We start from the raw sequence: 14,331 nt of genomic DNA, 5'->3' as shown, positions 1-14,331 counted from the left end.
TACATAAGTGATTTTAATTTTAATAAATTATTTATCATGTTGTTCATTATGAAAAGTATTAATAAAAACATCTATCCTCAAATTAATGAGGACGGATGTTTTTTATTTAATTTTATATTTTACTTAAAGTTTTTATCCTTAGAATTAGATTTTTCAATCATTTTATCCATAGCTATCTTACCGCTTTCATGAATATTAAAAATCATTGTGTCACATCCTTTCAAAATGATTAAACTTATTTTTACCCACAAGTTTTTTCTAATACATTAGAATATATGGACAACTCAAAATTAAAAAATAAAAATATTACAAGCTCAAATATTAAATTCATACGTATACTATATTAAAGCACGACATAGATTTAAATGCACATATATTTTATACGTACTTACTTATTCATAAATACGATATCTAAAATAGAGAGGGGAATATACAATGCATGAATTAAAAAAATTTAATGATCAATTATTTAAAAATGTAATATCAAATCCTACAGAACAAGAATTAAGAAACTTAGCAAAACCAATGGAAAAAACAACTGAATTTAATAGTGCAAGTTATGTAACTGAAGTTAGAAATAGAAGTGCTAAAAATACTTATATAGTTGATGAAATAGAAGTTGGTGTTGACCAAAAAGAAATAAGTCAAGAAGATGCAGATAAAATACTACAAAAAGTTATTGAATATGTAAAAGATAAAGATGTAATAAGAGTAGATCGTCAAATGGGTATGGGAGATAAGTTTTCATATAATTGTAGATTATATATATCTAAAGAATACGCTAGAATAGCATATATGTGGAATAACACATTACAACCATCATCAAATCCTGAAAATCCAGATCTTTTAAGTATATATATCCCTGAATGGCCAGAAAGAATAATGATAGCTTATCCTGAAACAGGATTAACTTTAATATTAGGAAGTGACTATTTTGGTGAAGCTAAGAAATCTTTCTTAAGAATGGCTATGTATAAAGTTAAAGAAGAAGGAGGACTAGGATTCCATGCAGGAAGTAAGCTTCTTAGAGTTTATGACAAAAATCATGAGTTAAAAGATGTTGGATTTATAATGTTTGGCCTTAGTGGAACAGGAAAAACAACTTTAACTATACATGACCATGGTTTAACTGGTGAAGAAAAATCTATCGTTAGACAAGATGATGTTATATTTATGGACGAAAATGGATATTGTGTAGGAACAGAAACTGGATTCTTTATAAAAACTGAAGGACTAAATCCAGAACAACAAGGTGTATTATATAAAGCAGCTACAACAGATAGAGCGATCCTTGAAAATGTAAAAGTTTATGATGATGGAAAAGTTGATTTTGATGATGTAAGCTTAACTTCAAATGGTAGAGGTATAATATTAAGAAGTGAAGTACCAAATACTGATGATACTATAGACTTAGAAAAAGCAAATAAAATAATATTTATAACTAGAAGAAATGATATAGTACCTCCAGTAGTTAAATTAAATCCAGATCAAGCTTTAGAAGCATTTATGTTAGGTGAATCTATAGAAACTTCAGCAGGAGATCCAACAAAAGCTGGTCAATCAAAAAGATGTGTCGGAACTAATCCATTTATAATGGGACCTGAAATAGAAGAGGGATTAAGACTTAAAGAAATACTACAAAACAATCCTGATATGGAATGTTATATATTAAATACAGGTAGTGTTGGCGCTAAAGGTGACTTTAAAGGTGAAAAATTAAGCATAAAAGTATCAACAACTATAATGAAAGAAATAGCAAGAGACACTATTAATTGGGTAGAAGATGAAGAATGGGGATATGAAGTGCCAGTACAAGTTAATGGTATAGATATAGAAAAATATAACCCAAGAAATTACTATACAGAAGAGGAATACAAGGTTTTAGCATCTAGATTAAAAGCTGAAAGAAAAGCTTGGTTAGCAAAATATGAATTAGCACAATCAACAAGATCAGAATCAAAATAGACCATTACTGAAAATTTCGTCTCTTGGTTTTTATAACCAAGGGACATTTTGAGCAACGGATCTGACCGAAGCGGTAGCGAGTGTCATATCGTTGGCGACATGAGCGTAGCGAATTTTTTATATATTAAACTATATTTAATATAATTTTAAGTACTAAACAGTTTTTAGATAAGATATTATAATTAATGTATTCTGAAAATAAAACTAAATTAATATGAGTAGTTAAAATTATTAAAAAGAATATAAAAAATATGAATATTTTTAATGTAGTTGATATATAATATATTAAAGACAGTATTAAATATATTATATATTACATCGCGGAGTGGAGCAGTTGGCAGCTCGTTGGGCTCATAACCCAAAGGTCGCAGGTTCGAGTCCTGCCTCCGCAACCAATTACAAGCATATAACTCTTATATCTTTTGGTATAAGAGTTTTTTATATTAAGAATAAAATTATAAATAAAAATACTTTAAATGTGATATATATTACACTTATAAAAATTAGCTAAACATATATTGGTAAAAAATACAAAATTTGATAAAATGAAAATTGAATATGGTATTAGCTATGCAAATGTATATAATTTGGAGGATGTTATGTTAGAAGCTATAAAAATAAGAAGATCAATAAGAACTTATATAAATAAAAAAGTGGAAGAAGAAAAAATAGAAGAAATTCTAAGAGCAGCAATGCAAGCACCATCATCTAAAGGTGCATGTCCATGGGAATTTGTAGTTGTAGATGATAATGAAGTTTTAGAAAAATTATCAAAGTGTCAACATAGAGCAAGACATATAAAATATGCAAATATTTGTATAGTAGTATTAGGAAACAAAGATAAATTTATAAAACCTGGTAAGTGGATACAAGATTTAGGTGCAAGTACTCAAAATTTAATGTTAGAAGCAACTAATCAAGGTTTAGCATCTTGCTGGGTAGGAGTATTTCCAAAGAATAAAGTAGTCAACAAAGTAAGAGAAACTTTAAATTTACCTGAAAAATTAGTGCCATATGCAATAGTACCTATAGGATATAGTGAAGAAGAAAATGTATTTATAGATAGATTTGATAAATCTAAAATACATAGAAATTTATATAAAAAGTAAAGGTGTACATATGAACAATATAGAGGTATTTAAGGATATAAAAGAAAGTAGTAAAATAGAGCTAAAAAAAATCCTTAAAGAAAGACAGCTTTCTAGAAAAGAAATATTATTTAATGAAAGAGATATAGTTGATAAAGTATATTTTTTAAAAACTGGAAAGATATCAATTTTTAAGATGAATGAGAATGGAGAAAGAAAAGCAATATTCATACTTAGAAATGGTGAAATGATAAATGAAGTAAGTTTTGATAAATCAAAAACTACTACAGTTTCTTGTGAAGCTTTTGAAAAGTCTATAATACTTGAATGTAGAGCAAAAGACTTTATTAAAGTTATGGAAGATGATTTTGCTTTAACTAAGAACATATTAGTTCATACTCAAAATACAAATAGAAGGTTATATAGACAGCTTAAAAACTCAATATCAATAAGGATTGACAAAAAGTTAGCAGCAAAGCTTTATAGAATTGGAAAAGAGTTTGGTGTATGTAAGGGCGAATGGACACTATTAAATGTTAATTTAACAATTACATATATAGCAGATATGTTAGGTTGTAAAAGAGAAAGTTTATCAAGAGCAATGAAAATACTTCAAGATGAGAACTTAGTAAAAATAGAAGGTAAAAAAGTATATATAAAGAAAGATGAACTTTCAAGTTATTTTAAATCAACTTAATAATAAACTAAAACTAAGTACCTAAAATAAGGTACTTTTTGTTATATAAAAAGACAAAAATTTAACATAGTGTGATATTTATCACAGACTAAAAAGTTAATCAGATGTTAATATTTATTTAACAAATTCTAGGAGGGAGACAATATGAAGATTAAGTTAGATAAATCAAGCTTTAACCAGGGTTTAGAGAAGTTAAAGTCAGAGTATAAAATATTAGCACCTAAAACTACACCGTTTAAAGGAACGTTTTCTGATACAGATATAACAAAGTATGAAGAAATAAGAACTATAGAAGAAATAGAATTTAATAAAAAATCAAATTTCTCGGCAAAAGAAACAATCCTGCCAATAACTCAAGTGTTGTTTTACTTTACGGAAAAAGAATATAAAACAAGTGATATAGATGATAAAAAGCTTTTAGTATTTTTAAGAGCATGTGATTTAAATGGAGTAAAAAGAATAGATGAGATATACCTTAGAAATGGAATAGAAAGAGACTATTACTATGAAAGATTAAGAGAAAAAGTTAAATTTGTACTTATAGGATGTAAGGAAAGCTTTAGAAATTGCTTTTGTGTAAGTATGGATTCAAATAAAAGTGATAATTACTCAATGGCAATAAACTTAAGAGATGATGAAATATATTTAGATATAAAGGATAGTTCTTTAGATATATTTGAAGGAGAAGCTTGTGACTTTGAAGTTGATTATGTTAAAGAAAATATAATTAATTTAGAAGTTCCTGAAAATATCAACCCAGTAGAACTTTCAAAACATCCTATGTGGGATGAGTATGATGCTAGATGTATAGCATGTGGAAAATGTAACTTTGTCTGTCCAACATGTACATGCTTTACTATGCAAGATATATACTACAAAGAAAATGAAAACGTTGGAGAAAGAAGAAGAGTATGGGCATCATGTCAAGTTGATGGATATACAGATATGGCAGGAGGACATTCCTTCAGAAAAAAACAAGGGGAAAGAATGAGATATAAGGTCATGCATAAAATTCATGATTTTAATAAGAGATTTGGATATCAAATGTGTGTAGGTTGTGGAAGATGTGATGATGCATGTCCTCAATATATATCACTTTCAGAATGTATAGAAAAAGTAGCGGATGTAGTGTTAGTTAAAGAGGAGGCAAAATAAATGAATCAATATATACCAGTTGCAGCAAAAATAACAGATATAGTTAAACATACAGATATAGAATGGACATTTAGAGTAAGTTGTAAAACTGATGGAGTGCTTCCTGGAAAGTTTTATGAAATATCAATACCTAAATTTGGAGAAAGTCCTATATCAGTTTCAGGATACGGTAATGACTATATAGATTTCACAATAAGAAATGTAGGGAAGGTAACTAGTGAGTTGTTTAAATATAATATAGGAGATAATTTCTTTATAAGAGGACCTTATGGAAATGGTTTTGATGTTAGCTTATATGAAGAAAGAGATATAGTAGTTGTAGCAGGGGGGAGTGGATTAGCTCCTGTTAGAGGAATAATTGAATATTTTTATAATAACCCTAATAAATGCAAGAGTTTTAAGTTAATAGCAGGATTTAGATCTCTTGAAGATATATTATTTAAACCTGATATAAAAAGATGGAGTGAAAAGCTAGATGTACTAGTTACAGTGGATAAAGCTGATGAAGATTATAATGGTAATGTTGGATTAGTTACAAAGTATATACCAAATCTTAATATAGAAAATCTTGATAATATGTCTGCAATAGTTGTAGGACCTCCTATGATGATGAAGTTTACAGTTGAAGAATTCTTAAAAAGAGATATAGCTGAAAATAATATATGGGTTTCATATGAAAGAAAAATGTGCTGTGGTATTGGAAAATGTGGACACTGTAAGATGGATGACACTTATATATGTATAGATGGACCTGTGTTTGATTATTCTTATGCTAAAAATCTTATAGATTAGGAGGATACATGTTATGATAAGAGATTTAAATACTAAAAAAACTATGAAAAATGCTTATAGAATTACTAAAAATAAATATCAAACTTCTCTTAGAGTTAGAATACCAGGAGGATGTGTAGATCCTGAAAGTTTAATGATAGTATCTAAAATTGCTAGTGAATATGGTAATGGAGATATACATATAACAACTAGACAAGGATTTGAAATACTTGGTATAAAAATGGAAGATATGGGTGAGGTTAATAAATTAATACAACCAGTTATAGAAAAAATGGATATAAATCAAGGTGAAAAAAACTCTGGATATCCAGCGGCAGGAACTAGAAATATATGTGCTTGTATAGGTAATAAAGTCTGTCCAAAGGCTCAATATAATACAACAGAATTTGCAAAGAAAATAGAAAAAGCAGTATTCCCAAATGATCTACATTTTAAAATAGCATTAACGGGATGTCCAAATGACTGTATAAAGGCAAGAACTCATGACTTTGGAATAATAGGTATGACACTTCCTTTATATGAAAGAGATAGATGTGTATCTTGTGGAGCGTGTGTTAAAAAGTGTAAAAGGTTATCAACAGGAGCACTTAAAATGGAAAACTACAAAATAGTAAGAGATCATGATAAGTGTATAGGATGTGGGGAATGTGTTCTTAACTGTCCAACTAGTGCATGGACTAGAGATGATAAAAAATATTATAGACTTGCTATAATGGGTAGAACTGGTAAGAAAAATCCAAGACTAGCAGAAGATTTTTTAATTTGGGCAGATGAAGAATCTATAATTAAGATAATACTTAATACTTATAAATATGTTAATGAATATATAGATAAAAATGCCCCAGGAGGAAAAGAACACATAGGTTATATTGTTGATAGAACTGGATTTATGGAATTTAAAAAGTGGGCACTTGAAGGTATTGAGTTAGGTGATATAGTTAAGGTTAGTGAAAATATATATTGGAGTGGTATAAGATATTAATATAAATTAGGGGGTATATTATGCATAACGAAACTTTAGAAAAATTAACTAATGCTGCGAAAAATAAGATTAACATGCTAAATAATAGTAAATTAAAATATTTAGTATCATCTGCTTTTGCAGGATTATATGTAGGACTTGGAATAATATTAATATTTACAGTTGGAGGACTTTTAAGTGCAGCTGATTCTCCTATGACTAAAATAATGATGGGATTATCTTTTGCAGTAGCACTATGTTTAGTTGTTATGACAGGGAGTGAATTATTTACAGGTAATAACATGGTAATGAGTGCAGGTATGTTAAATAAAGGTGTAAGTGGTAAGAGTGTAGCTAAGGTTTGGATGTATAGTTATATAGGAAACTTATTAGGTTCACTTTTAGTTGCAGCATTTTTTGTAGGAAGTGGATTAGTTGATAAAGGTCCTGTAATGGAGTTTTTTGCTACAACATCAATATCAAAAGCTTCAGCACCAGCAATGCATCTTTTCTTTAGAGGAGTTTTATGTAATATATTAGTTTGTGTTGCAGTGCTTTGTTCTTTTAGAACTAGTGATGAGAGTGCCAAGTTAATAATGATATTCTTATGTTTATTTACATTTATAACTAGTGGGTTTGAGCACAGTATAGCTAATATGACTATATTTGGTATAGTGTTATTTTCTAAAGCTATAGCTGGAGCTACTTTAGGAGGAGCTATATACAACTTAGCTATAGTAACACTTGGAAATATGGTAGGAGGAGCTATAGTTATGGGTATTGGGGTTTATATACTTGGAAGTGAAAAAGGCAAAGTTAATTCTTTAAATAATAAAGCTATATAATAAATTAATAAGCTATCTAAAATGTATGCAAAAAGGTTTAAATTTTGCTACATTTTAAGATAGCTTTTTATATATTCATAAGTTATAATAATATATTCTACTTTATAAATATCTTGCTAAACCAACTAGTTTTTTTAGTAACACAAACTTCATCAGATAAAATCCTCATTCTATAAGCATACATAGCGTATTCACCAAGCTTATCAACCAACTTATTATTAACATAAGCGCCAACAAAAGCACCAATACCAGGAACAAGCTGTAAAAGTTTAGCTAAATCTATATAATCTCGGTATTCTTGTTGAAAACTTCGCCAATCTAAATCATTTATATCATCAGATAAAGTATTTTTATATTCATCCCAATTTTCTATTTTAGCAAAAACCTTATTAACATGATCTTGGCTAGAAAAAGCTAATTGAAAAATACTTAATATATACATCCTTTCTCTATAGTCTTTAACATCAAATCCATAAATGCTAGCAAGCTCATAAAGAAGCTTAATTTTTATACCAAGTAAAAGTGGCAAATCAGTAAGACCAATTAATATACCTCCAGCTCCAGTACCTGCTCCTTCAATCATAGCAGTATTTTTATAAGTTTTTATTTTATCTAATGCTAAATCATCTCTTTCCTTTAAAGTAAGTCCTATTAATGGCTTTTTAGTAGTATACTTAGATCCGAATAAAACAACTTTAGTCATATTTTTTATAGCAGAAGTAACTATATTATGATAATTATCAGGTAGTATAGAATTGAATTTATTTTGAACTCCTTTTGAAGCTTTATTTAAAAGAGAAGGCTTTTTTCTCATTTTTTCTTTCCATATTTCTAGCTCTTTTAATTTTGTATAATTGTAATCTTCCATTTTATCTCCTATTAAAAATTAATTTACTTACTATAATAATATCATACGCGAAAATAAATTTTTAGTTGTACAATAAAAAAATTATTAAAACATATATATATATTTAATACTTGGAGAAAATAAAAAGATAGTTTAAAAAGTATCTTTAATTAAATTATGTAAACAATATAAAAGATATTAATATATTATACTAATAATTATTTAATAGTATAATCTGTTATGCTAGTTATTTTAGTAAAAATATTGAAATTGCTATATAAAGTTTTCTAACTTTAAAAAGACATCTTGTTAAACTATAGTATTTTCAACGATTAAATTTAACTAGCACAATGGGTTAGTATAAGAAAAATATATATTTTTAATTTAAATAAAAATTTAAACCATTAGCAACAATACTTTGACAAATAGATTTTGATAGGTAGGGGATGTATTGTGAAAAGAAAAAGTATAATTACAAATAATATAATTATATTGTTACTAATTATATTATTAGGACAGGTACTTATATATATAAAAATAAATTTAACAGATAAAACTTGCGAAAAAACATTTAAGCAAAATGTTGTATTTTATCCTCAACATCAAGATGATGAAGTTTTATGGGGTGCAAGTGCTATATTAAGAGCAATTGAAACATGTGGCCAAGATAATATATATGTAGTCTTAGTAGCAGACGGTTTAGGAGTAAATGTATTTAACAATAATGAATATAAAAACATGACAAATGAAGAAAAAAAAGAAATAAGGGATAAAGAATTTAAGGCAGCTTTGAGCCAATTAGGCGTAAAAGAAGAAAATATAATAATATTATCAGATATAAATAAAGAAAATGAGGATATATTTGAATTAATGGAAAAAACAATACTTGAATTTGAAAATAGCCTTGAAAATGTAACGCACATATCACACCACTATGAGTACGATGACCATCCTATGCATATAAAAAATGGCCAAGTTTTAAAAAATCTTAAAGACGAAGGAAAAGTAAAAGATGCACTTTATTTTATAAAGCCTCAATATTTAAAATCTATACCAGTAAAAAATAGAGTGATATATAAAGTAAAAAATAAATCTGAATACAATAAAGTAAAAAAAGCTTGTTATGAATATAAAAGAGTTGATATTGAAAATAATAGATATGGAGTCGGGTATACATCTTCACCTAGGTATTTTGATAACTTATTAAAGACTTTGGATTTTAAATCAATACTAAGTAATAAATAAGATTAAGTGTTATTTTGAATAATATAAATTTAAACTATAAATAATTTTATAAATTTTCTGAAAATATATTGACAAAATATTCTAAAGAGTATATTATATAAGTATAAACAACAAGTTAAATAAAATGCTATGAAAAGGAAAGTAACTTTAAGAATACTTTTACAGAGAGTTCCTATTGGTGAGAAGGAGCAAAGGATATTAAAGCGAAAATGGCCTTGGAGCGGTGTACCGAGATCTTTGATTTAGGCTACAACGGGTTCACCCGTTACAGTGATAAAGTATAACCAAAATTTGGCGTACTTGATGAGGTTTGTATTGTGAGATACAAATAAATTAGGATGGTAACACGAAGTTAACACTCTCGTTCCTAAGACTTAGTTCTTAGGGTCGAGAGTTTTTTTGTTTACTTAAATTTATCCATCTTAATAATATCAAAAAGCTATATCTATTAAAGTGATAAGGTGCGCGCGACCGTATACGTTAATAGTATATTGAAAGGTAATATTTTAAACTAAAAATAGTATATAAACATAAGTTAAATTAGACTTTATAAAATTTTCAAATTTAAAATAGTATGATGAATTAATTTAATAAAAATTAAGATGAGGGGGAGAATTAATATGAAAACAGAAGTAAAAAAAGGAAATCCATTAGCTTTATTACCACTAGGAGTATTTTTAGTATTATTCGTAGGAAGTGGAGTAATAACAGGTGACTTTTATAAAATGCCATCGCTAGTAGCATTTTTAATAGCAGGAGGAGTTGCATTATTATTTAATAGAAAAGTAAGTTTAGAAGAAAAAATGAATATATTTTGCAAAGGAGCAGGAGACTCTAATATAATTTTAATGGTTATAATATTTTTACTTGCAGGAGCATTTTCAAGTGTAGCTAAAGCAATGGGTGGAGTAGATTCAACAGTAAACTTAAGTTTATCTATACTTCCATCAAATCTTTTAGTAACAGGATTATTTATAATAGGATGTTTTATATCTGTATCAATGGGAACTTCAGTAGGAACAATAGCAGCACTTGCTCCTATAGGACTAGGGATATCAGAAAAAATAGGAATACCAGTAGCATTAGTAATGGGAGCCGTTGTAGGTGGTGCAATGTTTGGAGATAACTTATCTATGATCTCGGATACAACAATAGCAGCAGTTAGAACTCAAGGTTGCGAACTTAAAGATAAATTTAAAGTTAATTTTTTAATAGTTTTACCAGCAGCAATAATTACAGTAATATTATTGACAGTAGTAACATCAGGATATTCTACTATATTAACTGATAATTATAATTATGAATTAATAAAAGTTTTACCATATCTTTTAGTATTAGTAGGAGCATTATGTGGAATAAATGTATTTGCTTTACTTGGAAGTGGTATAATATTTGCAAGTATAGTAGGTCTTTTAACTAATTCTTTTGATATATTTGGACTTATAGAAGCTATATCAGGTGGTATTTCTGGTATGTATGAATTAAGTTTATTAGCTATAACAATTGGTGGAGTTGTTTCACTTATAAAATTCAATGGTGGAATAGACTATGTATTATACTTTATAACTAGTAAAATAAACAGTAAAAAAGGTGCTGAATTTGGAATAGCGGCATTAGTTAGTATTATAGATTTATGTACAGCAAACAATACTATAGCAATAGTTGCAGCAGGGCCATTAGCAAAAGATATTGCAGATAAGTATGACATAGATAAGAGAAAGACTGCGAGTATACTTGATATATTCTCATCTTGTTGGCAAGGTATAATACCATATGGAGCACAATTATTAACTGCAGCAGGTGTAGCGGCTATATCACCAGTAGAAATTATACCTTTTCTTTATTATCCAGGATTAATGTTTATATGTGGAATATTATCAATTACATTCTCTAATGTATTATTAAAAAATATAAAATCAAATGAAGTAGCATAAGTAAAAAATATGATATAAATATGTATTATCTTACAATGGAAATAGGCAAAAATAAAAGATAGAATTAAAATATTGATATATATCTACAACAATGGAAAAAATGGTTAATTAATATTATTGACTTTATAAAAAGTCTATAATATAATTGTCTTTAGTAAAAGAGCCATGTCCTATGGCGTATTATAGATTATAAGCAATATTGCAGTGTATATAGTATATTAGGAGTATGGTTTTAGCTAAATTTAAATAAGAAATAACAATCCAAGTGGGTACACTAGTAGTATTTACTTGGATTTTTTTATGCTTAAATATATTATAATACATTAAAATGTGATGATAGCTTCTTAATATAAGCAATATCAATAAACTGATTTTGAGTGTAAAAAATATTTTAAGCAAAGGAAAACGTCTTTGGCGATATAAAAAATATAGGTCATACATGGCTTAATGTGTTTTGATGATACGTCTGCTTAAGCGAATCAAAATTTTTATGCAGAAAGTTTTTAAGGAGGTATTATAATGTCATCATTAGATTTATTAAAAGATAACGAAAAAAAAGTTTTTTATCATTACTTAATACCATCAATTTGCTCTACTTTGGTAAATTCAATTTATATATTAGTAGACACACTTATAATTGGCCAAGGAGTTGGAGCAGAAGGTATATCAGCTCTTAATATATTTTTACCCTTTTATTCTATTTATATGGGAATAGGATTGATGTTTGGAATAGGAGCAGGTATATTAATGTCGACAGAAGATGGTGTTGGTAATACTGAAAAATCGAAAAAATATTTTATAACAAGTATACTATGTGTTTCATTAGTTGCAATTATATTAACGTTAGTTTCAAGTTTTAACTTAAGAAAAATAAGTTATATGTTAGGTGCAAATGAAAGTAGTATTGACTTAGTTATGGAATATGGTAGATATATAGTTTATTCTACACCAATATTTATTTGTACTAATTTCTTAGGACCTATAGTTAGAAATCGAAAAGAACCTAATTTATGTATGGTAGCCGTATTACTTGGAGCAGGACTTAATATAGTACTTGACTATATATTTGTTTTTCCAATGCAAATGGGTATGAAAGGGGCTGCAATGGCAACTGTTATAGGTAGTATTACAACATCTTTAGTATTACTTACTCATTTTATAAAAAAGAAAAATAGAATAAAAATATGTATAAATGGAATATCTTTTGACATGGTAAAGAAAATAATATCATGTGGTAGTTCAAGTTTTTTAATGGAAGTTGCAAGTGGATTTGTAATATTTATATTTAATATACAGATTTTAAAGTATATAGGAGATAATGGAATCGTAGTATATGGGATAATTTCAAACTGTATAATTGTTGGAACATCATTGTTTAATGGTATTGCTCAAGCAACTCAGCCAGTTATAGCAACCAATCATGGTGCTGATGAAGTTAATAGAGTAAAAACTGTATTAAAGTATGCAATGTACACTACGATAGCTATAGGTATTATTTTATTTGCTATAATATTTGTTTTCACAAAGAAAGTAATATTAGTATTTGTAAAAGCAGATGAGTCTATTATAAATATGGGTATACCATCTATAAGAATGTATTTAAGTGCATTTTGTATTATGAATATTAATATATTAATGTGTAACTACTTCCAATCAATTGGAAAAGAAAAGATATCTGTTAGTATATCAATAATAAGAGGATTTTTATTAAATATTATTCTTGTACTTATAATGCCACTTGTTTTAGGTGGAAACGGCTTATGGCTTGTAGTACCTCTTACGGAAGTTATAACTTTTTTAGGAATATATATTTATTTAACTAAAAGGCAAGGTTATCTAGCTTTAAGATAATAGTAAGTATAAAAATAATCATACATAAGTTTTTAATAACTAAGTATGGTTATTTTTTTATTGTTCTTTTAGCAATATATTTTTAACTATTACATAGATAAAATAATAAATAATAATTATGAAAAATAAGTTGACACAGGAAAAGGTTTGGTATAATATATTGGTATATACCAAATGGTATAGTCCAATATAAAAATAATTAAAATGGTGAAAAATGAAAATAGTAGATAAAAACTTAGATATAGCACTTCATACTCAGCTTTATCAAATAATTAAAGATATGATAGAAAGTAAAGAGCTTGTAGAAGGTGCAAGTTTAATGCCAGAAAGAGAGCTTTGTAAACTTCAAAATATTAGTAGAATGACAGTAAATAAAGCAATTATAAACTTAGTAAATGAAGGTTTATTAGAAAGAAGACAAGGAAAAGGAACTTTTGTATCATATAAAAAACAACAGTATAGATTTCAAAAGCTAAAAGGATTTACAGAAGTTATGAGTGAAAGAGGATTTAATATAAATAATAAGATACTAGCATTTGAAATAGATACTCAAAATGATATTGTCCGAGAAAATTTAGGAATAAAAAATGAACATGAACTTGTGTATAAAATAAAAAGGCTTAGAATAATAGATAATGAACCTTTTGCCTTAGAAACTGTATATATTCCAGAAAAAATGTGTGAAGGATTAAAAGAAATTCTAAAAGAAGATGATTCTTTATATAGGGTATTTAGAGAAGAATATAATTACAAAATAGAAAAAGCAATACAAACAATAGAACCAATAACTTTAAATAAAGAGAGCTCAAATCTTTTAAATAGAGAGTTAAATTCATTGGCTTTAAAATTTGATAGAAAAGTATATACTAATGACCAAAGCATATTAGAATATACTATATCGATTTTTACTAGTGATAAGCATCAGTACCAAATTATGATGACTGAATAGGG

General features: G+C 27.2%; 12 protein-coding genes, 1 tRNA gene and 1 other annotated feature. Of the genes, 12 read left to right on the top strand and 1 reads right to left on the bottom strand.

Features of this window, described 5'->3' with window-relative positions; all coding sequences use genetic code 11:
• Positions 1-435 precede the first annotated feature (435 nt).
• From CRIB_RS05790 to CRIB_RS05755, 8 genes are all read left to right on the top strand, one after another.
• Positions 436-1,965 (top strand): phosphoenolpyruvate carboxykinase (ATP), encoded by a 1,530-nt coding sequence (locus CRIB_RS05790; RefSeq protein WP_180703573.1) that lies wholly within the window; start codon positions 436-438, stop codon positions 1,963-1,965.
• A gap of 319 nt (positions 1,966-2,284) precedes the next feature.
• Positions 2,285-2,360: transfer RNA gene (locus tag CRIB_RS05785), tRNA-Met, on the top strand.
• 204 nt (positions 2,361-2,564) lie between these two features.
• Positions 2,565-3,074: a nitroreductase family protein gene (locus tag CRIB_RS05780; protein WP_071121599.1), complete on the top strand. Its 510-nt coding sequence runs from the start codon at positions 2,565-2,567 to the stop codon at positions 3,072-3,074.
• A 10-nt stretch (positions 3,075-3,084) separates the two neighbouring features.
• On the top strand, positions 3,085-3,750 hold the full coding sequence (locus CRIB_RS05775) for a Crp/Fnr family transcriptional regulator (RefSeq protein ID WP_180703572.1): 666 nt from the start codon (positions 3,085-3,087) through the stop codon (positions 3,748-3,750).
• Positions 3,751-3,894: 144 nt separating this feature from the next.
• Positions 3,895-4,905, top strand: a complete 1,011-nt coding sequence (gene asrA, locus CRIB_RS05770; RefSeq protein WP_071121596.1) for an anaerobic sulfite reductase subunit AsrA — start codon at positions 3,895-3,897, stop codon at positions 4,903-4,905.
• Positions 4,906-5,697 carry an anaerobic sulfite reductase subunit AsrB gene (gene asrB, locus CRIB_RS05765; protein ID WP_071121594.1) on the top strand — a complete coding sequence of 264 codons (792 nt, stop codon included), beginning with the start codon at positions 4,906-4,908 and terminating at the stop codon, positions 5,695-5,697.
• A gap of 13 nt (positions 5,698-5,710) precedes the next feature.
• On the top strand, positions 5,711-6,679 hold the full coding sequence (asrC, locus tag CRIB_RS05760; protein WP_180703571.1) for a sulfite reductase subunit C: 969 nt from the start codon (positions 5,711-5,713) through the stop codon (positions 6,677-6,679).
• A 20-nt stretch (positions 6,680-6,699) separates the two neighbouring features.
• Positions 6,700-7,503 carry a formate/nitrite transporter family protein gene (locus CRIB_RS05755; RefSeq protein WP_180703570.1) on the top strand — a complete coding sequence of 268 codons (804 nt, stop codon included), beginning with the start codon at positions 6,700-6,702 and terminating at the stop codon, positions 7,501-7,503.
• 97 nt (positions 7,504-7,600) lie between these two features.
• Here CRIB_RS05755 and CRIB_RS05750 read toward each other — a convergent pair whose 3' ends face one another.
• Complete coding sequence (locus tag CRIB_RS05750) at positions 7,601-8,371, bottom strand: EcsC family protein (RefSeq protein ID WP_180703569.1); 771 nt, start codon at positions 8,369-8,371, stop codon at positions 7,601-7,603.
• Positions 8,372-8,803: 432 nt separating this feature from the next.
• On the opposite strand from CRIB_RS05750, the gene CRIB_RS05745 reads away from it, so the two are divergent.
• The 4 genes from CRIB_RS05745 (at position 8,804) to CRIB_RS05730 (ending at position 14,329) form a co-directional block, all read left to right on the top strand.
• Positions 8,804-9,595 (top strand): PIG-L family deacetylase, encoded by a 792-nt coding sequence (locus CRIB_RS05745; protein ID WP_243633586.1) that lies wholly within the window; start codon positions 8,804-8,806, stop codon positions 9,593-9,595.
• A 120-nt stretch (positions 9,596-9,715) separates the two neighbouring features.
• Positions 9,716-9,967, top strand: a binding site (T-box leader).
• 248 nt (positions 9,968-10,215) lie between these two features.
• Positions 10,216-11,529 carry a Na+/H+ antiporter NhaC family protein gene (locus CRIB_RS05740; protein ID WP_180703568.1) on the top strand — a complete coding sequence of 438 codons (1,314 nt, stop codon included), beginning with the start codon at positions 10,216-10,218 and terminating at the stop codon, positions 11,527-11,529.
• A gap of 519 nt (positions 11,530-12,048) precedes the next feature.
• Entirely contained in the window at positions 12,049-13,380 is a 1,332-nt protein-coding gene (locus CRIB_RS05735; RefSeq protein ID WP_180703567.1) for an MATE family efflux transporter, read from the top strand.
• Between the two features lie 214 nt (positions 13,381-13,594).
• Positions 13,595-14,329, top strand: coding sequence for a GntR family transcriptional regulator (locus CRIB_RS05730; protein ID WP_180703566.1), 735 nt, complete (start codon positions 13,595-13,597; stop codon positions 14,327-14,329).
• Positions 14,330-14,331 lie beyond the last annotated feature (2 nt).

The organism is Romboutsia ilealis, from assembly GCF_900015215.1.
In the GTDB taxonomy this organism is placed as follows: Bacteria; Bacillota; Clostridia; order Peptostreptococcales; family Peptostreptococcaceae; genus Romboutsia; species Romboutsia ilealis.
The sequence above is the reverse complement of the archived record's forward strand: the minus strand, read 5'-3'. Positions and strand labels throughout refer to the sequence as shown.